This window comes from Nonomuraea diastatica (assembly GCF_004349015.1).
Taxonomy (GTDB): Bacteria; Actinomycetota; Actinomycetes; order Streptosporangiales; family Streptosporangiaceae; genus Nonomuraea; species Nonomuraea diastatica.
This window is the reverse complement of record NZ_SMKP01000170.1, coordinates 1-24,462: the sequence shown is the minus strand read 5'-3', so window position 1 is coordinate 24,462 and position 24,462 is coordinate 1. Positions and strand designations below refer to the sequence as shown.

The 24,462-nt window shown below is 72.2% G+C and carries 22 protein-coding genes and 1 pseudogene; 16 read left to right on the top strand and 7 right to left on the bottom strand.

What is annotated here, in order from left to right; all coding sequences use genetic code 11:
- The coding region (locus E1294_RS40465; RefSeq protein WP_220448210.1) for an aldehyde ferredoxin oxidoreductase N-terminal domain-containing protein at positions 1 to 1,131 on the bottom strand (1,131 nt) is incomplete at its 3' end.
- Between the two features lie 263 nt (positions 1,132 to 1,394).
- Here E1294_RS40465 and E1294_RS40460 point away from each other — a divergent pair.
- Positions 1,395 to 2,681 (top strand): cation:proton antiporter, encoded by a 1,287-nt coding sequence (locus E1294_RS40460; protein WP_132516257.1) that lies wholly within the window; start codon positions 1,395 to 1,397, stop codon positions 2,679 to 2,681.
- 176 nt (positions 2,682 to 2,857) lie between these two features.
- Here E1294_RS40460 and E1294_RS57550 read toward each other — a convergent pair whose 3' ends face one another.
- Entirely contained in the window at positions 2,858 to 2,989 is a 132-nt protein-coding gene (locus E1294_RS57550) for a hypothetical protein (protein WP_281284583.1), read from the bottom strand.
- A gap of 173 nt (positions 2,990 to 3,162) precedes the next feature.
- Between E1294_RS57550 and E1294_RS40450 the strand changes: the two genes are divergently transcribed.
- Positions 3,163 to 3,456, top strand: a complete 294-nt coding sequence (locus E1294_RS40450; RefSeq protein WP_132516256.1) for a hypothetical protein — start codon at positions 3,163 to 3,165, stop codon at positions 3,454 to 3,456.
- Positions 3,453 to 3,605, top strand: a complete 153-nt coding sequence (locus E1294_RS53450; RefSeq protein WP_165977744.1) for a DUF4175 domain-containing protein — start codon at positions 3,453 to 3,455, stop codon at positions 3,603 to 3,605. Before E1294_RS40450 ends, E1294_RS53450 begins: the two co-directional genes overlap by 4 nt.
- A 35-nt stretch (positions 3,606 to 3,640) precedes the next feature.
- On the opposite strand, the gene E1294_RS40445 is transcribed toward E1294_RS53450, so the two are convergent.
- A complete protein-coding gene (locus E1294_RS40445) occupies positions 3,641 to 3,973 on the bottom strand; it encodes a hypothetical protein (RefSeq protein WP_132516255.1) in 333 nt (110 codons plus the stop codon).
- 132 nt (positions 3,974 to 4,105) lie between these two features.
- Positions 4,106 to 5,104: an alpha/beta hydrolase gene (locus tag E1294_RS40440; protein WP_220448209.1), complete on the bottom strand. Its 999-nt coding sequence runs from the start codon at positions 5,102 to 5,104 to the stop codon at positions 4,106 to 4,108.
- A gap of 221 nt (positions 5,105 to 5,325) precedes the next feature.
- Here E1294_RS40440 and E1294_RS40435 point away from each other — a divergent pair, with 221 nt between their 5' ends.
- Positions 5,326 to 6,258, top strand: coding sequence for a LysR family transcriptional regulator (locus E1294_RS40435; protein WP_342775137.1), 933 nt, complete (start codon positions 5,326 to 5,328; stop codon positions 6,256 to 6,258).
- A gap of 45 nt (positions 6,259 to 6,303) precedes the next feature.
- Here the strand turns inward: E1294_RS40435 and E1294_RS40430 are convergent, their stop codons facing one another.
- On the bottom strand, positions 6,304 to 7,167 hold the full coding sequence (locus E1294_RS40430; protein ID WP_220448207.1) for an SDR family NAD(P)-dependent oxidoreductase: 864 nt from the start codon (positions 7,165 to 7,167) through the stop codon (positions 6,304 to 6,306).
- 292 nt (positions 7,168 to 7,459) lie between these two features.
- Between E1294_RS40430 and E1294_RS40425 the strand changes: the two genes are divergently transcribed.
- From E1294_RS40425 to E1294_RS40410, 4 genes are all read left to right on the top strand, one after another.
- The gene (locus tag E1294_RS40425) at positions 7,460 to 8,350 is read left to right on the top strand and encodes a LysR family transcriptional regulator (RefSeq protein ID WP_246083646.1); all 891 of its coding nucleotides are present in this window, start codon (positions 7,460 to 7,462) and stop codon (positions 8,348 to 8,350) included.
- Between the two features lie 159 nt (positions 8,351 to 8,509).
- Positions 8,510 to 9,115 carry a (2Fe-2S)-binding protein gene (locus E1294_RS40420; protein WP_132516252.1) on the top strand — a complete coding sequence of 202 codons (606 nt, stop codon included), beginning with the start codon at positions 8,510 to 8,512 and terminating at the stop codon, positions 9,113 to 9,115.
- Between the two features lie 2 nt (positions 9,116 to 9,117).
- A complete protein-coding gene (locus E1294_RS40415) occupies positions 9,118 to 10,095 on the top strand; it encodes an FAD binding domain-containing protein (RefSeq protein WP_132516251.1) in 978 nt (325 codons plus the stop codon).
- Positions 10,095 to 12,338, top strand: a complete 2,244-nt coding sequence (locus E1294_RS40410; protein WP_132516250.1) for a xanthine dehydrogenase family protein molybdopterin-binding subunit — start codon at positions 10,095 to 10,097, stop codon at positions 12,336 to 12,338. The genes E1294_RS40415 and E1294_RS40410 overlap by 1 nt, the downstream gene beginning before the upstream one ends.
- Positions 12,339 to 12,357: 19 nt before the next feature.
- Here E1294_RS40410 and E1294_RS40405 read toward each other — a convergent pair whose 3' ends face one another.
- Together E1294_RS40405 and E1294_RS40395 are read right to left on the bottom strand one after the other, a co-directional pair.
- Positions 12,358 to 15,123, bottom strand: coding sequence for an ATP-binding protein (locus tag E1294_RS40405; protein ID WP_132516249.1), 2,766 nt, complete (start codon positions 15,121 to 15,123; stop codon positions 12,358 to 12,360).
- 823 nt (positions 15,124 to 15,946) lie between these two features.
- Positions 15,947 to 16,972 (bottom strand): LacI family DNA-binding transcriptional regulator, encoded by a 1,026-nt coding sequence (locus E1294_RS40395; protein ID WP_132516248.1) that lies wholly within the window; start codon positions 16,970 to 16,972, stop codon positions 15,947 to 15,949.
- 85 nt (positions 16,973 to 17,057) lie between these two features.
- Here E1294_RS40395 and E1294_RS40390 point away from each other — a divergent pair, with 85 nt between their 5' ends.
- The 8 genes and pseudogenes from E1294_RS40390 to E1294_RS40360 all read left to right on the top strand — a co-directional run bounded on the left by E1294_RS40390 (position 17,058) and on the right by E1294_RS40360 (position 24,419).
- Entirely contained in the window at positions 17,058 to 17,963 is a 906-nt protein-coding gene (locus tag E1294_RS40390; RefSeq protein ID WP_165977743.1) for a serine hydrolase, read from the top strand.
- Between the two features lie 10 nt (positions 17,964 to 17,973).
- Positions 17,974 to 19,500, top strand: coding sequence for an ABC transporter substrate-binding protein (locus tag E1294_RS40385; protein WP_132516246.1), 1,527 nt, complete (start codon positions 17,974 to 17,976; stop codon positions 19,498 to 19,500).
- 3 nt (positions 19,501 to 19,503) lie between these two features.
- Positions 19,504 to 20,457, top strand: coding sequence for an ABC transporter permease (locus E1294_RS40380; protein ID WP_132516245.1), 954 nt, complete (start codon positions 19,504 to 19,506; stop codon positions 20,455 to 20,457).
- Entirely contained in the window at positions 20,454 to 21,314 is an 861-nt protein-coding gene (locus E1294_RS40375) for an ABC transporter permease (protein ID WP_132516244.1), read from the top strand. Before E1294_RS40380 ends, E1294_RS40375 begins: the two co-directional genes overlap by 4 nt.
- 52 nt (positions 21,315 to 21,366) lie before the next feature.
- A pseudogene (locus tag E1294_RS58460) lies at positions 21,367 to 21,867 on the top strand (ATP-binding cassette domain-containing protein); the annotation flags it as partial.
- 191 nt (positions 21,868 to 22,058) lie between these two features.
- Complete coding sequence (locus E1294_RS58455) at positions 22,059 to 22,388, top strand: oligopeptide/dipeptide ABC transporter ATP-binding protein (protein WP_425465254.1); 330 nt, start codon at positions 22,059 to 22,061, stop codon at positions 22,386 to 22,388.
- A gap of 68 nt (positions 22,389 to 22,456) precedes the next feature.
- On the top strand, positions 22,457 to 23,293 hold the full coding sequence (locus E1294_RS40365) for an ABC transporter ATP-binding protein (protein WP_220448205.1): 837 nt from the start codon (positions 22,457 to 22,459) through the stop codon (positions 23,291 to 23,293).
- Between the two features lie 13 nt (positions 23,294 to 23,306).
- The gene (locus E1294_RS40360; protein ID WP_132516242.1) at positions 23,307 to 24,419 is read left to right on the top strand and encodes a C45 family autoproteolytic acyltransferase/hydrolase; all 1,113 of its coding nucleotides are present in this window, start codon (positions 23,307 to 23,309) and stop codon (positions 24,417 to 24,419) included.
- The last annotated feature ends 43 nt before the right edge of the window (positions 24,420 to 24,462 follow it).

The following is a 24,462-nucleotide window of genomic DNA, read 5'->3' as shown; positions in this document are numbered from 1 at the left end:
GGTGGCCACGTCCCTGATCAGCCCCGGCAGCGCCGCCGCGTCGCCGAACGCCGGCCCGCCGGGCAGCAGCCCGCGCGCCGCGCACTCCATCGCGAAGGCGAGCGTCCCGCCGAGCGAGACGGGGTCGAGGCCGAGGTCGTTGCAGAGGGCGTTCGCGGCGAGCACGGCGTCGAGGTCGTCGATCCCCAGGTTCCACCCGAGTGACAGGAACGCCTCCTGCCCGAGCCCGCCGGAGCGCCGCTCGGCCGGCCCGGGCGGGGCGTACACCTTGAGGCAGTCGTTCGGGCACCCCGGGCACGCGCCCGTGGTCGCCACCGCCCGCCCGTCGTAGTCGCGGACGGCCGGAACCCGCAGCCCGCTCACTCCCGGCACGGAGAAGTTCCGCACCGACGCGTAGCCGGGATCGAGGGGATCGCCCACCCACCCGGCGAACCCGGGCTCGCCCGCCTGGAGGACCGCCAGCGGGTTCGTGACCAGCGACTCGCGGTAATAGGCGGTCAGCCCGGCGATCGTGCCGGGGTCGGCGACCGGCGCGGGGGCGTCGCCCGCGCACACGATGGCCTTCAGGTTCTTGGCACCGAGGACCGCGCCGAGGCCGTACCGCCCGGCGGGGAAGGCGTGGTCGGTGACCACGCTCGCGTACCTGACGAGGTTCTCACCGGCGGGCCCGATGGCCGCGACATGGGCCGTGCCGCCGTGCCGGGCCCGCAGGGCGTCGGTCGTGGCGGCGGTGCCGAGCCCCCACAGGTCGCCGGCGTCGCGACACGAGACCTCGCCGCCCTCGATCAGCAGGTACGACGGCCGCTCGGCCCGCCCCAGCACGGCCAGCGCCCTGGCCCCCGCACCGCGCATCCCGGCGGCGAACGGCCCCAGCGCGTGCGACTCGCCGGCCACCCCCGTCAGCGGCGACTTGGCCAGGAACACCGCCTTCGCCAGCCCGGGAGCGGCCGTCCCGCCCAGCATCCCCGCGGCCACGTACAGCAGGGCGCGGGGGTCGTACGGATCCAGCCCGGCGGGCGTGCGCTCGGCCATCAGGCGCAGCCCGAGTATGGACCCGCCAAAGTGCCCCCTCTCGGCCGTGCGGTCTTCGCGTTCCGCGTTCCCGCTGGTCAGATCGACAATGAACGGCAACGAAAGCCTCCTTGAGCTAGAGCAGGCGGCCGGTCGGGGCACGTCCCTCACCGTCCGCCGGCGCAGGAGCGGCACAACATCACACATCACCGGAACGACGCAACCCACCGATGTCACTCCCGATCCACCGGCGAAACTCGATCCCGAATGTGACCCGGCCCTTTTCGCGCCGGATATGAGGGGAAGGGGCGGGCCGGGGCGGGAGCGACGGTTGCCGTGGCCCTCCGCGGATTTCCGTTGATCTCCTGGGCAGGAGGTCAGGGATGTCCACACCCGATCTCATCCTGGCCCTCGGCGGCGGGGCCGCGCTGCTCGCCGCCATCCTCCCTCAGGTGCTCGCCCGCAGGCCGCTCTCCCTCCCGCTGGTCTACCTGCTGGGCGGCGTGGTGCTGTTCGCGCTGCCGATCGCCCTGCCCGGCCCCGACCCGGTCGCCCACCGGACGGCCCTGGAGCACATCACCGAACTGTGCGTCGTCGTCTCCCTCATGGGGGCCGGCCTGGCGATCAACCGGCGGGCCGGGGTCCGCGCCTGGTCGACGACGTGGCGGCTGCTCGGCCTGGTGATGCCGCTGACCGTGGCAGGGGTGGCCGTCGCCGCGACCCTCCTGCTGGGCTGGCCGGCCGGGGCGGCGCTGCTGCTCGGGGCGGTGCTGGCGCCCACCGACCCGGTGCTCGCCTCCGACGTGCACGTGGGTGAGCCCGTGGACGTCGAGAACGCCGACGACGAGGTCCGCTTCGCCCTCACGTCGGAGGCCGGGCTCAACGACGGGCTGGCCTTCCCCATCGTGTACGCCGCCATCGCCGTCGCGGTGGCCGGCGGCACGGGCTGGCTGGGGGAGTGGGCGCTGGTGGACGTCCTCTACCGAACGGCGGCCGGGGTGGCCATGGGGCTGCTGATCGGCTGGCTGCTCGGGCGCCTGTTCTTCCGCGCCCCAGCCCGCGGGCTGCGCCTGTCGGAGCGCAGTGACGGCTTCGTGGCGCTGGCCGCCACCTTCCTGTCGTACGGGGTGACGGAGCTCGCGCACGGGTACGGCTTCGTCGCGGTGTTCGTCACGGCGTGCGCCATCAGGCGGGCCGAGCACGGGCACGGCTACAACAGCGTCCTGCACGGCTTCGTGGAGCAGATCGAGCGGCTGTTCACGGCCTGGCTGCTGCTCCTGCTCGGCGGCTTCGTCGCGGCCGGTGGCCTGGCGGCGCTCACCTGGCGCGGCGCGGCCGTCGGGGTCCTGCTGCTGCTGGTGATCCGGCCGCTGGCGGGCTGGCTCACGCAGCTGGGCGGCCCGGCGGGGCCCAGGGAGCGCCTGGTGATCTCGTTCTTCGGCATCCGGGGGATCGGGTCGCTGTTCTACCTGGCGTACGCGCTGGGCCAGGCCGGTTTCGGCGTGCCGCCCGAGGAGCTGTGGGCGGTGACGGGCTTCACCGTGGTGGCCTCGGTCGTGCTGCACGGGATCACGGCGACCCCGGTGATGAACCGCATCGACGCGCTCCGCGACCGCGTCGGACGCGGCTCCCCCTCGGGTGAGGCGCCCACCGCCCGGCCCTCGCGCTGACGCGCCGGCCTGGAGGCTGAACGGGGTCACACCGCGCCGAACGGGTCACACCTCGCCGACGCGCCGGCCTGCGACGCCGGCGCCCCGGCAGCCGCCGATGTGCTCGTGACCGTCCGGCAGGAGCGGGCGCATGTCCGGCATCCCGCCCCTTTCCTGATCCACTGGGTGATCCACAACTATGACAGTCTCTCGAAGACGAACTCGTGCTTGAGGAACGACGTGTCGTACTCGTGTCCCGGGAACGGCGGGATGAGCTGGGACGCCTGGAACAGCCGCCAGCCGTCACGCAGGGCGTCCACCCCCGTCATGTACGGCGGTTCGTCCCCCGTCGCCCGCCGTCGGGTTCGTACGGCCGCTGCCGTCGTAGGACGACCGGCCCACCCACGCCGAGCTGGAGGCCGGGCGGATCGAGCACGTGGCCGACAGCGCGCCCGTGTTTCCACTCGACAGCCCACCACGCCAGTCCCAGGCGAGCCGCCCAGTGGACGGCCCGCTCGCCTGGTACGAATCGCCCTGGTGGCAGCCGGCCGCCTTCGCGATCTTCCTGATGGCCTGCCTCGGCTACCCGCTGGCGGCTGTGGCCAGGCGGATGCGCGGGCGCCGTGGCGCGCCTGTGGCAGCCTGGCCCGCTCGCGTGCTCGTCGCCACCGTGCTGGCCACGGTGCTCGGTTTCCTGGCCTACTTCGGTGTACTGATCGTCGCCGGTGCGTCCGTGCTCGGGCCGGCGTCCTCGGCCGCCCCGTACCATGGCTCCTGCTCCAGTTCCTCGCTGTGACAGCGATCGCCGCCGGCCTCACCACCGCCGCCGCCTGGCGAGGCCGGCATGACCTGGCCCCCGCCGGGCGAGTACGGCTGGGCCTGCTGCTCGTGGCCGCGGTGGCGTTCGTGCCGTGGGCGGTGTACTGGGGGCTTGTCGTTCCGTAGGCCCCGACCAGCGCCGGACGAACGCGTAAACCGCGTCATACGGGGAAGTTCACCGGCGGGGCCCGCCACCCGCTCCCGCACCGGGTCGCATAGCCGATCGCGTCCGGCACCGCTCGCAGGTCATGCGACACGCACCGCATCGGCGGGCGATACGAGCAGGCCCTGACCTCGCATGCGGGATCGGCAACCGCGACGGGCAGTTCGAGGCCATCCACGGCATGGGCCTTCTGCGGCACGACCGGGGCCATCACGACCAGGCGCTCGACAGCCACCGGAAGGCGCTGCATCGTGCCGCGGACCCGGGCCAGCCGGGCGACCAGGCCCGCCGCCCACGACGGCCTCGCCCACGCCGCGCTGGGCCAGTGCAAGGACGCCCCTCACCACCGGTCCCAGGCCGGCCATCCTGACCAAGCTCGGCACCGACCACACAGGTGGACAAGCGACAACAGCACCTCGCGGTGATCGCAGCCGCCGCCCTGATCGCGCGGCAGAACCCCAGTTCACGTCACGAAACCGTGTTTCCGGGCGGGACGGGATCCGAGCCAGGTCGTGAGCTCCTTGATGAGCGCCCCCCTGCCCCGTTCCTCCCGGTCCAGGTGGGTGTAGTGAGTCGCCTGCTCGAGCGTTACGGTCCGTACGGCTTGCGCCCGCCGTAGGTCGGCTTTCAGAGTGGGCACGTCTTCCTCCCTGCTCCAGAAGTCGAGCTCGCTGCGCACGATGAGCGTCTTGGCGGTGATCGTCCCGGCGTGCCATAGCTTGCGGCCAATGGCGAGGTAGAACGAGTCGGAGAGGGCACCGGTGGGGGCACGAAAGCTCGGCGGCTGCCGCTGCTCCGACGTAGGGTCGCTGGCGAGTGCCAGCCTGACGTAGGCGTCCACGACGTTGGGGTCCCGCCACTGTGTCTTGTCCTCGACCGGAATGCTGCTATCCCAGCTGGGTATCAGCGACTCGCCGGTGGACAGCCGGTAGGCGCCGAACTTTCCGGTGTTGAACTCCCCCGGACGCTCCGGATCCTCGTATTGGCTGCCGCGGCCCAGGGTCGGATGCCCGTCGACCGCGCCGTAGAGGCTGTTGTAGAACACCAGATGACTCACCGCGCCGGGATACCGGGACGCGTACCAGCCGAGCCAGTGGGCGCCGGTGGCCCAGCCGACGAGGGCGACCGCCCTCCGCCGTGATCTCGCCTGGATGCCCCGCACGGCGGCGGCAACGTCTTGGACGACATCAACGCCCGTCGCCAGGGGCGGGTTCTCCAGGGGTGGGTCGTCCATCTCGGCGGGCCGGGTAGATGCGCCGTAGCCTCGGGCGTCCATGATGTGGACACGATGCCCGGCCAGGGCGAGATCGGCCGCGAGTGAGCCGCCGTCGACCGGCAGGTCGAAGCTCGCTTCTCCGGGCACCCGGGCGCCGTGCAGCAGGAGGACCGGCGGGAGGTCCCGGCCTCTGCCAGGTGCCCAGACCTCCCGCAACGCGATCCGGATGCCGGAACCACTGCGCACGTGCCAGGGGGACCGGCGTATCGGGTTTTCGGAGGCATGCGCTGGGCCGGACTGCACGAGAGGTGCGGCGGCAAGCAAGGCGCCCCAGCCCAACACCTGCCGACGCGGCAAGCCCTCGGACATGACAATGACCTCCTGTTGACGCGTGACGATTGCCGCCATCAGACTCGCATGCCGGCCGAGAGTCATTACTATCGATTACTAGATTTGCCACCATCGATATGGCTTACATATCGCCGAGCGATTGGAGCACCATGGAGCTGCGTCATATGCGGTGCGCCGTGGCTCTCGCCGACACCCTCCATTTCGGGCGTGCCGCAAAGCGCCTGGGCATCGCCCAGCCACCTCTGAGCCAGCAGATCAAGAGCCTCGAGGAAGAACTGGGGGTCAGGTTGTTCGAGCGCTCATCGCGTCAGGTCGCCCTCACCCTCGCCGGCGAGGCGTTCATCGGTGAAGCACGCGCGATACTTTCCAAGGTCGAACGCGCCACGCTCGCCGCGAGGGCAACCGGCCGAGGCGAAGCCGGCCAGCTGATGATCGGCCTGGTCGGGTCCGCCGCCGCGGCCACGCTCCCGACGCTTATCCGCGCCTTCCGCCGCAGACACCCGGGCGTAGAGCTCAGGTTGCGGGAGCTGCCGACGGCGAGCCAGGCCGAACAGCTGCTCATCGGCGAGCTGGATGCCGGGCTGCTGCGCCCGCCGCTTGCCGGGAAGGCCGCCGCCCGGTTGAGCCTGAAGCCGCTCGAGAAGGAGGCACTCCTCGCCGTGCTCCCTTCCGATCACCGCCTCGCGGGCCGGTCAAGCATCCCGGTATCACTCCTGGCCGGGGAGGATTTCGTGCTGTTTCCTCGGCAGGCGGGACCAGGTCTCTACGATCAGGTCACCAGCCTGTGCCGACGTGGCGGCTTCGTCCCCGCGGTGGCTCAGGAGGCCGTCCAGATGCAGACCATCGCAGGCCTGGTCGCCGCGGGGCTGGGCGTCTCCCTCGTCCCCGCCTCGGTGGCGAGGCTCACCCGCCCGGACGTGCGCTTCGTCCCGGTGACGCCGCGCGTGCACGCCTCGACGCTCAGCCTCGCCTGGCGCACCGGAGACACCTCGCCTCTCGTCGACAATCTTGTACGGCTGGCGCGAGACCTGTTCCGCGCTGCTCAGTAGGACGTGGGTCGGGACGCATCGCCGGCCCCGGACCACGGCGCGAGGTCAGCCGGTCAGGTAGCCGCCCGAGGCGTCGACGTCGGTTCCGACCACGGCGGACGCCTCGTCCGAGGCAAGGAACATGATCACGCGGGCGATCTCGTCGGGGTGCACGATCCGTTTGACCGGATAGTCCTGCGCGATTTCCTCGTAGGTCGTCCCGAACGCCTCGGCGGCGCGCCGCAGCATCGGGGTGTCCACCGCTCCCGGCGCCAGGGCGTTGACGCGGATGCCCTTGTCCGCGTATTCCAGCGCGGCGACCTTGGTGAGCGAGGCGACGGCGTGCTTGCTGGCGTTATACGGCGCGATGGTGGCGAACCCGACTTCGGCGGAGATCGAGGCCGTGTTGATGATGACGCCGCGACGCTGGCGCAACATCCTCGTCAGCTCATACTTCATGGACATGAAGACACCCCGGGCATTGGTGCGCCAGACGGCGTCGAAGTCCCGTACCGGCTGCTGGTGCAGCGGTGCGGCCCGGGGCGTTTCGACGCCCGCGTTGTTGACGGCGATGTCGATCCGGCCGTAGCGGCGCACGCACTCCGCGACCAGCGCCACGACGTCGGATTCCTCGCGGACGTCGGCACGATGGAAGCTCGCCTCTCCGCCGGAGTCGCGGATCTCGCGTTCGTTACGCCGTCCCAACTCGGTACGCCGGCCACAGAACATCACCCGGGCGCCCTCCTTGGCGAAGGCGTAGGCGGTGGCCTTGCCGATGCCCGAGGTCGCTCCAGTGATGAGCACGCTCTTCCCCGCGAACCGGCCCGTGCCGCGGGGGCGGCCGCCTCCGGCCGGCGCCGTGTGCGCGGCCGCGACGGCTTCCCCGCCCGGGAGCGCTGCCGCCGCTGCGAGGCCGGCAGCCGCCGCCATCAGGACTTCGCGTCGCGGCGAGCGCGATGGCTGGTGGCGTTCGGCATGTGGATCACGTGACATGGTCGTCCTCCCGTATGGGTGCGCTCTGGAGCGAGGAGCCGAGTTCGGGCACAGTGGCGGGCGCCCCGCGAGGACGCCGGGAGCCGCTCCACCGGAACGCCGGCATGACGGCCGCCTGGTCCCGGATCCCGCGAGGTCCAGAAAACCCCGTTGTCCGGGCCACGTCCAAGACCTCTTTCTATACAGTAAATGCATAGATCGTCTTTAGGATCGCGCAGGAGGCCGGCGCATGGATGTGGACACGCGTGCCCTGCGGTACTTCATCGAGCTGGCCGAACAGCTCAACTTCACGCGAGCCTCGGAACGGCTCTTCGTTTCCCAGCCGGTCCTAAGCCGCAGAATCCGGCGCCTGGAGGAGGACCTGCGCACGCCGCTCTTCGAGCGGACCAGCCGGCAGGTGCTGCTCACCACCGCCGGAGAGGCTTTCCTCCCGCTCGCCCGGCAACTGGTCGCCGACTGGCAGACCGCCCAGCGCACCGCGCGGCTCGTTGCCGCCGTCACGGCACGCATTCTGCGGGTCGGGTTCGAGGCCTCAGGCGCCGGTTCGCTGGCCACCCACGCCTATGCCGAGTTCCGTCGGCTGCACCCCGACTTCTCCGTCGAGCCGAAACGCTTCGAGTGGGGCGGTGAGGTCGCCGCGCTGCACGAAGGGCTCGTCGACGTCGCCTTCGTGTGGCTCCCAGCCGACACGACCGGACTGCACACCGAGATCGTCGCCGTCGAGAGGCGCATGGTCGGCATCGCCGCCGGACACCACCTGGCAGGGCGCGAGACGATCTCGATCCTGGACCTGTCCGATGAACCACTGGTATGGACCCGCCGGGCTCCGAAGCACTGGGTCGACTGGTGGGCGGTGAACCCACGTCCCGGCGGACGCGAGCCGATCTGGGGTCCGGAGAACGACAACGTCGAAGAGATGCTCGAACACGTCGCCTCCGGGTCGGCGGTCTGCATCGGTCCCGAGTCGATGAGCCGGCACTACAGCCGGCCTGACCTGGCCTGGCGGCCCGTCCACGACATCGCGCCGCTGCGCATCGCGATGTGCTGGCCGCTGAGCAGGACCGATCAGCCCGTGGCCGCTTTCGGCGCTATCGTCCGCCGGCTGGCCGGCCGTACCTGACCGCGGCCGGGAGAGGCCACCGCAGACCCGCGATGGGCGTCCTTCTGCGTGTGCACGCGTGTACCCGCAGAAGGACCTGCCGACCGACGACTAGTCAGAGTGACAGATGCAGGCCGACGGGCGAGCCGAGAGGCTGGGCGTGTCCTGAAAGGAGCACGCATGTCGGATGAGGCATCCCAGAAACCCACCAGGCGCACCGTGTTGCGCGGAGGTGCGGCCGTCGGAGCGGCCCTGACGGTCGGCCATCACCTGCCCGCCCCCGCGGCGAACGCCACCCCCACCGCGGGAACCACGCGCCCGATCTCCCTTACCGTCAACGGACGGCACGTGACGCCGGCCATCGACCCGCGCACAAGCCTTCTCGACGCTCTACGCGACGAAATGGGCATCACGGGGCCGAAGAAGGGCTGCAATCAGGGTGCCTGCGGGGCCTGCACGGTACTGCTGGACGGGCGGCGGGTGCTGTCGTGCCTCACCTTCGCGGTGATGCACGAGAAGCAGGAGATCACCACCATCGAGGGGATCGCCGACGGCGACAGCCTGCACCCCGTACAGCAGGCGTTCATAGACCACGATGCGTTCCAGTGCGGCTTCTGCACGTCCGGGCAGATCGTCTCCGCCGTCGGACTGCTCGCCGACGAACCCGGCATCGCGAAGGACCGCATCCCGGAGGCGATGAGCGGCAACCTCTGCAGGTGCGCGGCCTACTGCAACATCCGGGACGCCATCGAGTCGGCCTCCGCCGCGATGGCGAGGCAACGATAGGCATGGAACCCTTCCAGTACATACGGGCCCGCGACGTCGGCGAGGCGATCCGGGTGCTCGCCGACAATCCCACGGCCGCCGTCATCGCCGGCGGAACCGACCTGACAACCCTGATACGCGACGGGATCCGGCGGCCCAGCCACCTGATCGACATCAACGGGCTCGACCTCGCCGAGGTCTCCGCACGACCGGACGGAGGGCTCCGCATCGGTGCCCTGTGTCGCAACGCCGTCTCCGACAAACGGATCGAGCGGAACTTCCCGGTCCTCGCCGAGGCATTGCGCTCCGGCGCGTCTCCGCAGATCCGCAACCGCGCAACCTTCGGTGGCAACCTTTTGCAGCGGGTGCGCTGCCCCTACTACCGGGTACCCGAATTCGCCTGCAACCGCCGTGACCCCGGTTCCGGCTGTGCCGCGCTGAGCGGCGACAGCAGCCGCCAGGCGATCCTGGGCACGAGCGGAGCGTGCGTCGCCGTACACCCGTCCGACTGCGCCGTCGCCCTGCAGGCACTCGACGCCGAGATCCTGGTGCGCGGGCCCCGCGGGGAGCGCCGCATTCCCATCGACGCACTGCACCGGCTGCCCGGCCGCACTCCCGCCGAGGAGGTCACGCTGCGCCGCGATGAACTCATCCTCGCCGTCGAGCTGCCTCCACGGGCCTCCTCCGAGCGCTCCCACTACGTCAAGTTCCGGGACCGTGCCTCGTACGCCTTCTCGCTGGCCTCCGCCGCCGTCGCTGTGGAGCTGCGCGGCGGCAGGATCCGCTCGTCCAGGATCTCCCTCGGTGGCGTGGCACCCAAACCGTGGCGGGCGGAGGCGGCCGAGCGGGCGCTGAACGGCCGGCCCCTCGACAAGGACGCCATCGACGCCGCCGCGAAGGCCGCGACCAACGGCGCCGCGCCACGTCCCGACAACACATACAAGGTGAGCCTCGCCCGGGAAGTCGTGCGGCAGGCCCTCACCGAGCTGAAAGGTGACTGATGACATCCAGGACGACCGAGGTGCCGAAGTCGGGGATCGGCGCGCCCGTGGACCGGGTGGAGGCACGCGACAAGGTCACCGGTTCGGCCCGGTACACCGCCGACGCCCGGCTTCCCCGCATGACCCACGCCGCCCTCGTCGCCTCCACGGTCTCCTCGGGCCGGGTGCGCCGCATCGACACCGCACGGGCGGCGGCCGCGCCCGGTGTGCTCGCCGTCCTCACCCACCGCGACCGGATGCCGTGGAAGGGCAGCCCCGCGGACGCCCAGTACGTCGAGAACCGCTTCCCGCTGGCCGATGACCGGATCACCTACTACGGGCAGTACCTCGCCGTCGTCGTCGCCGAGACACCGGAGCAGGCCGAGCACGCGGCCTCGCTCGTGGCCATCGACTACGAGGTGCACCGGCCCGTGCCGACCCTCGACGAGGCGCTTCCCGACGCCTACACCGCGACCGGGCGGTTGATCCAACCGCCGTTCCCCCAGCGGGCCGTGCTGCCGCAGGACGCCGATCCGCAGGCGGCGCTGGACGGCGCGGCCGTGCGTATCGACACCACTTACCGGGTGCCGCACTACAGCCACGCCCCGCTGGAGCCGGGCGCTGTGGTCGCCTCCTGGGAGGGGGGCACGCTCACCCTGCGTGACTGCAGCCAGAAAGTGCACGTGCACCGGGACGTCGTGGCCGCCGTGTTCGGGCTGCCGCCCGACCGTGTCCGGGTACTGTCCCCGCTTGTCGGCGGGGCGTTCGGCAACAAAACCACCGTATGGGCCCACAGCCTGCTCGCCGCGGCGGCCGCACGGGCCGTCCGGCGCCCGGTCAAGCTCGTCATCACACGCAAGCAGAGCTTCACCGCGATGGGTCACCAGCCGCCGATCATCCAGCGCATACGCCTCGGTGCCGACGCCCGCGGCAAGCTCGCGGTGATCTTCCACGACGTCGTCAACGCGACCGAGGTGCGTGGCGACCGGCCGGAGCCGGCGGTCGTCTCCACGGCCTCCACCTACGCCGCGCAGGCTCTGTCGGTCACCACGCGGGTCGCGAAGGTGAACATCGGCCCGTCCCAGAACCTGCGGGCGCCGGGCGACGGCCCCGGCTCCTTCGCCCTGGAGAGCGCGATGGACGAGCTGGCGTACCGCCTCGACATGGACCCGCTGGAGCTGCGCCGCCGCAACCACCTGGACAGGGACCCGCTCAGCCGCAGAGAGTGGAGCGACAAGAACCTGCTGGAGGCCTACGATCTGGGTGCCGAGCGCTTCGGCTGGTCGCGCCGTCCGGCCAAGCCGGGCTCGCTCCGCGACGGCGACGATCTGATCGGGTACGGCATGGCCACCGCCGTCCGCGGCGAACTCCCCGACGGCAAGGCGACGCAGGCTGAGGTGGTGATCCGGGCGGACGGCACGGCCGAGGTACGCGCGGCCATCCAGGAGATCGGGACCGGCAGCCTCACCCTGGTCGCCCAGATCACCGCGGCCGGCACCGGCGTGCCCCTCGACCGGGTGGACGTCCGGGCGGGCGACACGAGGCTGCCCAGGACCCCGGGCAACGGCGGCTCGAAAGCGACGGGGTACACCGGCTCCGCCGTCCATCTCGCCGCGGAGCAGGCCCGCGCGACAGCCGTGCGCATGGCCGTCGCAGACCCGGAGTCGCCCCTGTACGGGCTGCCGCAGGGCGAGATCGAGGCGGGCGACGGCAAGCTGTTCCACCGGGAGAAGCCGCGGCGCGAGGAGACCTACCGTGACCTGCTGACCCGCCACGGAGGCAAAGCGGTCCTGGGCAAGGGGCACTACAAACCGCGCACGTCGCACGCGGTGGCCACGTTCGGCGCGCACTTCACCGAGGTGCGCATCAACCCCCGGCTGCCGCGAGTCCGCGTCACCCGGCACGTCGGCGTCTTCGACATCGGCCGGGTCACCAACCACAAGGCGGCACGGAACCAGGCGCAGGGCGGCATCGTGATGGGCATGGGCTGGGCGCTGATGGAGCAGCTGGTCCCCGACCCGGTCTCCGGGCGGTACCTCGGCCCGGCGTTCACCGACTACCACATCCCGGTCAACGCCGACGTCCCCGACATCGACGTCCTCTTCGTGGACAAACCCGACACGGTCGCCCACCCGCATGGCAGCAAGGGCATGGGCGAGGTGATCTCGGTCGGCGTCGCCGCGGCCATCGCCAACGCCGTCTACCACGCCACCGGCAAGCGGATCACCGACCTGCCCATCACCCCGGACAAACTGATGGGCTGACGCACGCGCGCTGAGCGGGTTAGAGGTCGGCGTCGCGCAGTTGGGAGCGGCTGCTGATCCCCAGCTTGGGAAAGATCTTGTACAGGTGGTAGCCGACGGTCCGCGGGCTCACCGCCAGCCGAGCGCCGATCTCCCGGTTGCTCAGCCCCGCCGCAGCCAGCCGGGCGACCTGCAACTCCTGAACCGTCAGTCGAGCAGTGGGATCGCCGCGGCGCCGCCGGGTCGCGCCGCCGGCGGCCCGCAGCTGACGCCGTGCGCGTTCCGCCTCCTGCTCCGCGCCGAGCCCCTCCAGCACCTCGACTGCGTGACGCAACTGCCTCCTTGCCTCGCCCTCGTGCCGTGTGCGCCGCAGCCACTCGCCGTACAGCATCGCCGTACGGGCCTGGATGAACGGCTCGTCCGCCGCGCCCGGCGCTGCCAGAGCCTCCCGGAAATGCTTGTCGGCCGCGTCCCCCTCCGCGAGCAGCGCCCGCAGAGCGTGCCGGTGCAGCTGTGGCCACGTCAGCGTGCTCTGCTCCGACCACTGCTCGAACTCCCGCGCAGCCTGCTCGGCGCCTTCTCTGCGGCCCGCCCGCACCTGCGCCTCCACCCCATCGAGGGCGGCGCGGCGCGCCAGCCGGCGGTGGGCGAACGGAGATCCAGGCCGGCCGAGCGACCCAAGCCGTTCGCAGGCCTCCTCGTAGTCGTCCGCATTCAGCGCCAGCCGTCCCAGCGCCCACTGCGCGGTGGCCGCCGCTGACCTGTTGCCCTGCGTGACCGCCAGCGCCAGGGCCCGCTCGGCGTGTTCGCGGCACTCGTCCTCCTGCCCGCGCCCGGCGCACAGGAGGGCGAGCAGGGCCAGCAGGTCCGCCTCCAGGACGGGCTGACCCACGTCCCGCGCCGCGCGCAGCCCCTCCTGCGCGTGCGCCGCGCATTCCTGCCACATTCCCAGCCGGTACTCCAACTCCGCGAGCCAGGACAGGAGCAGGACGTAGACGGCCAGCATCCCGGTGGCGTCGAGGTGCGCACACGCCTCCAGGGTGAAGGCGCGGACCTGCCGGGGCGGTGCCCCGAACGTCCCGAGCGCCGCCGCCCACACCCAGCGGATCGCCTCGTCACGGGCGAGAGACTTCGGGGCCGCATCGAACAGCTGCCACGGAGACAGCCCGTGCCGGGGCCGGTCGGCGAGAGACTCCGCGAGCCACCGGCCATACCTGGCATAGCCCGGGTCCCGGGCACCCGCGGCCTCGATCTGCGCCGCGGCGCGCAGCGCCTCGTCCATGCGGTCGGCGCGCAGCGCCCCGTCGACGGCCATGAACGTCAGGTCGACCGCGCGCTCCGTGTGCCGGTCAGTCAGCAACTCGGCGACGTGCAGCAGCCGGGCGACGGCCGCCTCCTGGTCGCCGTCCCAGAGCTCCATCATGCCCTGCAACCGGAGCAACTCCAGCCGAGTGACGTCGTCCGCAGGCCGCACGAGCGCCTCCCGCAGCAGCGGGCGGGCGAGCTGAGGACTGCCCGACTTCCAGGCGGCGTCCGCCGCTGCGGTCAGCCGCCTGGTGTGCTGCTGCGGGGCCGTGCTCATCTGGGCGGCCCGGTGCAGTACGGCCGCAGCGGCGGCCAGGCCACCTCGCCTCTTCACCTCCGCCGCACCGGCCTCCAACATCTCCGCCAGCCGATCGTCGGGTCCCGTCGCCGCGAGCGCGCGGTGCCACACGGCCCGTTCGCCCTGCGCCGGCTCCGGCGACAATGCCAGCTCGTCGGCGAGAGCTCGGTGGACGCGTGCCCGGCTCTGCGTAGAGGCGTCGGCATACACAGCGGCCCGTACGAGCGGATGCCGGAAGCGCAGCCGGGGCCCCGGCAGGTCCAGGTGCCCCGCGCGTTCGGCCGCGTCCAACGCCCGAGCGTCCGCCCCGAGCCGGCCGGCCGCGCCCAGCACGATGTCGGTGCGGCCGCTGTCCTCGGCGGCCGCCACCAGGAGCAGGGTGCGTACCTGCTCGGGAAGGCCCCTGGTCCGCTCCGCGAAGACCGCGCGCAGACGCCGGCCGACCGGGGCCGTACCGGTGAGGACGATCCTCTCGGCCACCTCCGGCGGGTCGCCGAGCCGGACCACTTCCTCCAGCGCCAGCGGGTTGCCGCCGACGGCCGAGACGATCGCGCGCCTGGTGGGTCCCGGTGTCCCCCATCCCTGTTCGTCGAGCAGCGCGGAGGCGGCGTCTTCGGCAAGCCCGTGAAGCGCGATCCGGGGGAAATCCCGGGTGTCCGGGGCGGCGGGCGCCTTCCCGATGAGGTCCCCGGCGTCCCCGGCCCCTTCGGGCTCCCGCAGGGCGGCGAGGAGGCCGATGGGCAGGCGGTCGAGCCGGCGGGCGGCGAAGAGCACGACTCCTGCGCTAGCCCGGTCGAGCCACTGCAGATCGTCCACGACGACGAGCAGCGGGGTCTCGTCCGCCGCCCGTCGCAGCAAGGAGAGCGCGGCGATGCGTACCGGCAGGTCGGCGGTGGGCGCGGGGGACAGGCCCAACGCGCTGCGCAGCGCCGCGGCCTGCTGCTCCGGCAGCTCTGGCAGCAGGTCGAGCAGCGGGGACAGCAGCTGGTGCAGCCCTCCGAAGGCCAGCGGGAGCTCTGCCTGCACGCCTGAGCAGCCGAGCACCCGCATGGCAGACCCAGCCTCCGCAGCCGCCCACCGCAACAGCGCGGTCTTCCCGATCCCGGCCTCGCCCTGCACCACGAGGGCCCGGCCCCGACCGCGGCGAGTGTCGGAAACGAGGCCGCTCAACGCCTGAAGTTCCTCTTCCCGCCCATGGAGCATGATTGGAGGCTACCTCCGCGGAACGCCCGGAAGCCGGTGGGCGAGGTCATGTTTCATCAGACACAGCCCTCGCACATACAGCCGTTTGAGCAGCAGCGTCTCGACCACCAGGAAGTCACACGCGATGGTCGCGCGGCGTGAGCGGCCAGGAACTGCCTGTCGGAACCCAGCGGCGTTCCGTGCGGATCGCCGCTGTCGAACCGGGCTCGGTGCACGATCTGACCGCCGCCCGCGCACATGTGCCCGGTGCGCTGTACACCGCTGCCGCGGGCGGACTGCGCCGTCTCGGTGAACGCGGGTTTGCCCTGATCAAAGGTTCAAGCCCCTCTCTGCGTTCGGGACACACGGTTCATTGGACTCTCCGCGACTGCTATGAGGACCCCGGACCGGCAGCCGACAGCGGCGGCCGAGGCTCTGGCGGTCGGGCCCGGACGCGCCGATCAACAGCATGAGGTTCGAGTCCGGCTCCACGATCGAGGCGTTCGTCAAGCTGCCCGACCCGTTCGAGGGCGACCACGCCTGGATGGGTATCCTGAGATGACAGGGCCGCAGTGGCGATGCAGGAAAGACGGGCGGCTGGTCGCCCGACGAGCCCACGTGCAGCCTCAACCTGTCGCCCGAGCGGTTGCTGCAGTACGTCGTCTGCCCGACCGGCCGTGACGCCGACCCCACCTCGTGGAGCCACACTCCCGGGGCATCACCACGCTGGGCAGGCCGTTCGCCATCGGCGGCAGCCAGTTCGCGGCTGAGGTGCGGCCAGGGCTACGACGGCTGGATCGGCGACGTCCGCATCGTGGGCAAGCGCTGCGGCCGGAGGACTTCCTCACGCCCTTCGAGTGATCGCCGCCGTGGACCGCCGGGGGAGCAGGGTGATCGGGATGACGCGGGGCGCCTGAGGCGGGTGCCCCTCGATCCGGCTGATCAGCAGGTCGACTGCCTCCCGCGCGGTCCTGGCCGGATCCAGGTCGACGGCCGTGAGCGCCGGTTCGCTGGTGCGCGCCTGGTGGCTGTCGACCCCCACGGACACGAGCAGGTCGCCGGGAACGCTCAGGCCGCGCTCCCTGGTGGCACGCAGCAGGCCGGTGGCCAGCCACTGCGGCGGCACGTAGACGGCGTCCGGCTCCAGGTCGAGCAGCCGTCCCGCCGCCTCCGCCGCGCTGCTGTCGAGCTTGTCGGGCCGCGCCAGCACCAGCAGGGGAGCGCGGCCGTGCCGCGCGGTCCACTCCGCGTACGCCCGTTCGGCGTCGGCGAACCACGACCATTCGATGTCGACCGACAACATCGCCACCCGGCGCGCTCCGGCGGCGGCCAGGTGGTCGAGCACGGTCAGCGTGCCGGCCGCGCTGTCGGCGGCGACCCACCGGTGGTCGCCGGGATGGGCGATGTCGCGGCCGATCGTGACCACCGGCAGGCCGAGCCGGTCGAACATGGCCACCCGTGGATCCGAGGGCAGCGGGTCGACGACGATCCCGCCGTCGATGCCGAACCGGCGCAGGTCGTCGAGGCGGCGCAGCGGCGGCAGCTGGAGCAGCGCCTGGTCGCGCTCGAACGCGGCCTCCACCACGTTCATGGTCAGCGACAGGTAGAAGTCGACGGCCAGGATGTGGTGGGTGGCGTCGAGATCGACGATCGGCATCAGCAGCGCGATCGTGTCCGCCCGGCCCGAGCGCAGCCCGCGCGCGTTGCTGTTGGGCCGGTAGCCGAGCCGCTCGGCCACCTCCGCCACCCGGGCCCGGGTCGCCGCGTCGACCCGGCCCTTGTTGTTGAGCACGTGGGAGACCGTGGTCTCGGACACCCCCGCGGCCTCCGCGACATCGCGGATCCGCGGCCGGGATCGTGACGGCTGCATGGGGGCCAGCCTAAGGCCATCGGTGCCAAATCGTTTGGGCAGTGGGTCTTGTGGTGCCAAATCGATTTGGCTTAGAGTCGCCGACATGCATTCGAGCACGTCCCGGTTCGCACGGGCCGTCCGCCGGCTGAACGCGTTGTGCGACGTGCAGCCGTACGTCACCGGCTGGTGCCTCATCGGCCTGCCGGACGGCGGCCCGGACGGCGCCAGGGCCGGGGGGATGCGGGCGGACCGGCACGGCACGCGGGCCTTCCCGGCGGCCAGCACCCGCAAGGTCGCCGTCATGATGGCGGCCCTGCGCGCCGTGCACAGGGGCGAGCTCGACCTGGACGCCCGCGTGACCATCGACGGGCGCTACCGCGACCGTGTGTTCACCGGGCTCCTGCAACACCTCGAACCGGGGCTGAGTCTGTCGTTGCGCGACGCCCTCACCCTGATGATCATCCAAAGCGACAACCTGTCCACCGCCCATGTCCTCGACCTGGTCGGCCTCGACGCCGTGAACGACCTGTGCGCGGCGGCCGGGCTCGACGGCACGCGGCACCGTCACGCGCTGATCCCGGAGCTGGCCCCCGACCATCCGGTCGACGCGAGCAACGTGACGACGCCCGGCGACCAGGCCAGGCTGCTGGAGCTGATCGTCCGCGGTTCCACGGCCGGCGGCGACACCGGAGGTGAGGCGAACCGGCTGCTCGGATGCCCGCCCCGGCTCTGCTCGTTCGCGCTGGACGTGCTCTGCCGCCAGCAGTTCAGGGACACGCTGCCGGCGTTCCTGCCGTACGGAACCAAGATCGCGCACAAGAGCGGCGCCGGCTGGCGGGACGTCAGCGACGGCGGCGTCTTCTTCGGCGACGACGGGCCGCGCTACGTGCTCGCGGTCTACACGGACGAGCTTCCCGCGGTCCTGCCCGACGGGCTGCCGGGGTTTTCGGGCGCGAGGGTCCACATTGCCCATCTCAGCCGCGCGTGCTGGGAGGAGATGCATCCGTAAGGAGACTCACATGTCTCGTATGACCGGTCGCGTTCTCGCGGCCTCCCTGACCGCGATCGCCGTCCTGAGCGCGGGCTGCGCCCAGAGCGGCGGTGAACGAGCCCCGTCCACCCAGAGCGGAGCTGGCGTGCTGCGCTTCGCCTACACCGCGTTCCCCTCCACCCTCGACCCGCACAAGGCGTCCACGGCCTGGGACGAGCTCTATGTCCTGCCCGTCTACGACCGCCTCGTCACGATCACGCCCGAGGGCGAGATCGCTCCCATGATCGCGGAGTCGTGGACGAAGAAGGGCGGGAAGCAGATCTTCACGCTGCGCTCCGGCGCGACGTTCCACGACGGCACCCCGCTGGACGCCGAGGCCGTGCGCGCCAACCTGGAGCGCGCGATGACGGCCCAGGGCAGCACCGCCAAGCCGCTGCTGAAGATGATCAAAGAGGTCGAGGCCGAGGACGGCGAGCTGGCCATCCGCTTCACCGGATCGGAGGAGGATCTCCTCAACGCCCTGGCCCACCGGGGCGGCGCGCTGATCAGCCCCAAGGCGTTCGACAACCCCGACCTCGACAGGAAACCGGTGGGCTCGGGCCCCTACCAGGTCACCGACTACCGCAGGGACGACCGCGTCGTCTACAAGCCCTTCTCCGGCTACTACGACAAGAGCTCCCAGCGGCTCAAGGGCCTGGAGATGTCGTTCGTCAACGACGACGACACCCGGCTCAACGGCGTGCGCTCGGGCCAGTACGACGCCACGCTCATCCGTCCCGAGCAGGCCGGCACCGCGCACGACGCCGACCTGAAGGTGGAGGAGTTCCTGACCGGGCTCGTCTACCAGCTCAACCTCAACACCGGCCGCTCGAAGTTCGGCGACCAGCGGGTGCGCCAGGCGCTCAACCACGCCGTCGACCGCAAGACGATCACCGAGAAGCTGCTGCTCGGCTCCTGCGAGCCGACCGTCCAGGCGGCCCCGGCCGGGCACTGGGCGCACGAGCCCTCGCTCGCGAGCGCCTACCCCTACGACCCGGCCAAGGCCAAGCAGCTGCTGGCCGCCGCGGGGCTGCAGAACGGGTTCTCCTTCACCGCGCTGGTGTGGGACAACACCGCGTTCGTGCAGCTCGGCGAGGCCATCCAGGACCAGTTCAAGCAGGTCGGCGTCGACATGAAGCTGCGGCCGATGAGCGCTGACCAGTCGATCGACCTCTACCAGAACCGCGGCGAGGCCGACGCCCTGGTCAGCCAGATCGGCGTGGCCGGTCCCGACCCTCGGCTCATCGCCCAGCAGGACTACCTGAAGGGCGGGCTCAACAACCCGGGTGACCTCACCGTGGAGCGGATCGAGGAGCTCGCGGGGGAGAGCGCGGCCGCGACCGACCGGGCCGCGCAGCAGGCCGGATACCGGGAGATCGCCAAGGTCGCCGCCGAGCACGCGTACAACGTGCCGATCTGCAACCGCAAGCTGTACTACGCGGTCAACGACAAGGTGCGCGACTTCGACAAGCTGCTCACCGGGTACGACGACATCCGCGTCGTCGGTATGGGCTGACTTATGGCGATATTTCTGCTCAGGCGGCTGGCGGGGGCCGTCGTGGTGCTCTTCGTCGTGTCCGTGATCACATTCGGATTGTCCCTGCTGATCCCCGGCGATCCCGCCATCCACATCGCCGGCGAGCACGCCACCCGCGAGGAGATCGCCGCCGTACGCACCGGGCTGGGTCTCGACCAGCCCGTGGCCGTGCGCTACCTGAGCTGGGCGACGGCCGCCGTCACCGGTGACCTCGGCACCTCGCTCTACAACTCCCAGCCGGTCACCGAGATCCTCCTCGAACGGCTGCCGGTGACGCTCTCCCTCGCCGTGGCCGCCATGGCGGTGGCGGTGCTGATCTCGCTGCCGCTCGGGACGCTCGCCGCGTTGCGGCCCGGCGGGCGGCTCGACCGGGTGATCTCCTCCGGCACCGCGCTCGCGGTCGCCACCCCGTCGTTCTGGCTGGGACTGATGCTGATCCTGGCGCTGGCGCTCACCGTGCCCGTCTTCCCCGCCACCGGGTTCCGGCCGCTCACCGACGGCGCCGGAGCCTTCGCCGCGCACCTCGCCCTGCCCGCCATGACGCTGGGCGTCGCCGCCGCCGTCGAGCCGACCCGCCAGCTCAGGGCGGCCCTCGCCGACGTGCTCGACACCGACTACATACGCACCGCCAGGGCGAAGGGTCTGCTGCCGCTCACGGTGGTGCGCAAGCACGCCGTGCGCAACGCGGCGGTGCCGTTCGTGACCGTGCTCGGGCTGGAGACCGGCCAGCTGCTCGGCGGCGCGGTGGTGGTGGAGGCCGTGTTCGGGCTGCCCGGGCTCGGCACGCTCGCCGAGTCCACCGTGACCCGCCAGGACCTGCCCGTCCTGCAGGGCATCGTGATCACCAGCACCGTCGTCGTGGTGGCTGCCAACCTGGCGGTCGACCTGGCGTACCGGTGGCTCACCCCGGGCCAGGAGACAGGAGCGGCCGCATGACCGCGATCACGGCCGCGCGGCGCGACACCCTCGGACGGCGGCTGGCCGGCCGGCGGGACGTCGCCGTCGCCCTCGGCGTGCTGGCCGTCCTCACCCTGGTCGCCCTCGCGGCGCCGCTCATCGCCCCGCACGACCCGGTGGACCAGGACCTGCTGCACCGGCTGGAGGGACCCAGCGCCGCGCACTGGCTGGGCACCGACGAATCCGGCCGCGACGTGCTCAGCAGGCTGCTGCACGGCACCCGGGTCTCGCTCGGCGCCTCGCTGCTGGCGGTGAGCGTGGCCACGGTCTGCGGGGTGCCGCTCGGCCTGCTCGCCGGCTACCTGGGACGCGGCGCCGACCTCGTGCTGTCACGCGTCGCCGACGCGCTGCTGTCGATCCCCGGCCTGGTGCTGGCCATCGCCATCGCCACGGCGCTCGGCCCCAGCCTGACGAACGCGATGATCGCCGTCGGAGTGGTCTACGCGCCCGGCTTCTACCGGGTGGCCCGGGGAGCCACCATGACCGTGCGCGGCCAGACGTACATCCAGGCCGCGATCACCACCGGCTGCTCCACCCCCCGGATCCTGTGGCGGCACGTCCTCCCCAACGTCGGCACGCCGCTGATCGTCAAGGTTTTCCTCACGTTCGGCTACGCCATCCTCGCCGAGGCGAGCCTCAGCTTTCTCGGCCTGGGTGTGCAGCCTCCCCTCGCGAGCTGGGGATCCATGCTCAAGCGGGCCGTACGCTACCTCGAACAGGAACCCATGCTGGTCATCCTGCCCGGCCTGGTGATCCTGGTGGCGGTGCTCGCGTTCAACACCGTAGGCGACGGGCTGCGCGACGCGCTGGCCCGCCGGGATCGGGAGCCTTCATGACCGCATTCGTCGAGGTCATCAATGAGCGCAGGACCATGGCCATGGAGGTCTCATGACCGCGGAGCAGGTGCTGGAGGTGGTCGGCCTGTCGGTCGCGGCTGGCCCGGTCCCCCTCGTGCACGACGTGTCCTTCCGGCTGCGCGCGGGCGAGGCGCTGGCGCTGGTGGGCGAGTCCGGCTCGGGCAAGTCGATGACCGCCCTGGCCCTGCTCGGACTGCTGCCGCGCGGCGTCGCCGTCACCAGGGGCTCGGTGCGCCTGCTGGAGCCAGGCGACCCGTCGCCTCTCGATCTCGTGACGGCCGGCGGCCGCACGCTGGCCGACGTCCGCGGACGGCGTGTCGCCATGGTGTTCCAGGACCCCATGGCCAGCCTCAACCCGTCCATCACCGTGGGCGAGCAGATCGCTGAAGTGCTCAGGCGCCACCTCGGCATGGGCCGCGCCCCCGCCGCCCGGCAGGCCGTGGACCTGCTCGGCGCCGTCGGCATCAAGGAGCCGGGCAGGCGCGCGGGAGACCACCCGCACACGTTCAGCGGCGGCATGCGGCAGCGCGCGGTGATCGCCATGGCGCTGGCCTGCGAGCCCGCCGTCCTCATCGCCGACGAGCCGACCACCGCGCTCGACGTGACCATCCAGGCGCAGATCCTCGACCTGCTCGTCCGGATGCAGGACGAGCTCGGCATGGCCATGCTGCTGGTCACCCACGACCTGGCGTGGTCGCCGGCACCTGCCACAGGCTCGCGGTCATGTACGCCGGCCGGCTCGTGGAGGAGGGCGCCGTGGGCGAGGTGTTCGACGATCCCGCGCACCCGTACACGTCGGCGCTCCTGGCCGCCGCGCCGGAGAACGCCATGCGCGGACGCAGACCGCAGGCCATCCCCGGCACCGTGCCCGCCCCCGGGGAGCCGCCGCCCGGCTGCGCGTTCAGCTCCCGCTGCGCCCACGCGCGGCCGGATCCGTGCGACACCGCGCCGATCGAGCTCGTCAGGGCGGGCTCCCGGAGCGTGCGCTGCGCCCGCAGCACCGAACTCCACGAGCTCAGCGAGCTCCGCAAACCGGCGGAGGCGACACCATGAGCGGTCCTGAGCAGGCACGTGCATGCGGCACCATGAGCGGTCGTGAACAGGCACGTGCAGGCGGCACCATGAGCGGTCCTGAGCGGGCCCGTGGAGGCGGGGCGAGCGGGCGGGAGCCGCGGGCCGGTGGTCTGCTGGAGGCCCGCGGCCTGGTGAAGACGTTCGGCCGGCGGCCCGCCGTGCGAGACGTGTCGTTCGAGGTGGGCGCGGGAGAGACGCTGGCCATCGTCGGCGAGAGCGGCTCGGGCAAGTCCACGACCGCGCGCATGCTGGTCGGCCTGCTGCGTCCCGACCGCGGCCAGGTGCTGCTCGCCGGCGACGACCTGGCCCGTCTGCGCGGGCGGGCGCTGCGGGCCCGCCGCAAGGACCTGCAGATGGTCTTCCAGGACCCGCTCGGCTCGCTCAACCCGGCCATGCGCGTAGGAGCGAGCATCGCCGAGCCCCTCCTGCTGCACACCGGCCTGGACGCCGCAGCCCGTCGTGACCGGGTCGCCGAGCTGCTCCGGCAGGTCGGGCTCCGCCCTGAGCACGCCGACCGGCTGCCGCGCGCGTTCTCCGGCGGCCAGCGCCAGCGCATCGCCATCGCCCGCGCCATCGCCTGCGACCCGCGCGTGCTGATCTGCGACGAGCCGGTCTCCGCCCTGGACGTCTCCACCCAGGCCCAGATCCTCGACCTGCTCGCCGGGCTGCGCGAGGCCACCGGGTTCGGCTGCGTGTTCATCTCCCACGACCTGGCCGTCGTCCGGCTGGTCGCCGACCGGATCGGCGTGATGCGCGGCGGCGAGCTGGTCGAGCTGGGACCCGCCGAGCAGATCTACACCGACCCCCGGCACGAGTACACCCGCGAGCTGGTCGCCGCCGTCCCGTCGCTCACCGCGCGGCGAGGAAGCCATGAACGAGCCTGAAGGAGGTGGACGGGTGAACCCTCCCGTCCGGTTGACGGAGATCGACATCCCCGGCGACGGCCGGGCCGCGGGCCGGGCGTACGGCGAGGCCGCGCGCCCGCTCGTCCTGCGGCATCACGAGCTGATCGTCAGCGGCCTCGGCCTGGCGGCCGCCAGGGGCCGGGCCATGAAGTTCCGGGCCGCCACCCTTGCCGCCGCCGGGGCCGCCACCGGGGCCGCCACCGGGACCACCATTGGGGCCGCCAGTGGGGCACTCGCGTCGGAGCTGGCCGCCGAGGTGGACGGCGTCGGCGAGGGTGCAGGGCTGAGCGCGGCCGACGGCTGGATCCTGCAGTTGCGCGCCGAGCTGACCGGCTGGAACACCGCCGCCCCCGAATGCAGCTCGCTGGCCCTGGTCGGCTCCGCCCGGCAGGACGGCCCGATCGCCGCGCAGAACGCCGACCTCCCGGCCGAGGTGGGCCCGCTGTTCGTGGTGATGCGCAGGCGGCCGGCCGCCGGGCCCGCGCTGATCACCGTCACCCCGGCCGGGCAACTCGGCCACCACGGGATGAACGACGCGGGTGTCGCCGTGTTCGGCAACTTCCTGCGTACGGACCAGTGGCAGGTGGGCGTGCCGCGTTACCTGCTGACCCGGCTCGCCCTGGGGGAGCGGGACCGGTTCCGCGCGGCCGACGCGGTCGCGGCGGTGCCCAGGTCGGGCCCGCGCAACCTGCTCATCGCCGACGAGCGGGGCGCGCTCGACCTGGAGACCACCCCAGGCGGCGTGGGCAGGATCGAGCCGTCCGCGGGAGTCCTCACCCACACCAACCACTTCCTCAGCGAACTGGCCGCCCACGAGAACGCCCCGCAGCCCTGGTTGCGCAACTCGCGCGCCCGCCAGGCCAGGCTCGACGCGCTGCTCGCCGCCGCGGGGCCGTACGCGGGACCCGAGGAGCTGGCCGCCGTCCTGGCCGACCGGCACGGCGCGCCCGACGCCCTGTGCCACCACGCCGCCGACGCCCCCGAGCTGAACGTCGCGACCGTGGTCTCCACGGTCGCCGAGATCCGCGCCCGCCGCCTGCACGTCTGCGCGGGCCCGCCCGACCGCGGCGGCTACGCCGTCTACGACCTCAAGGATGCCTCATGACCGAGCCCGCCCACCCGGCCGACCGCACGGACGCGGCCGAGCC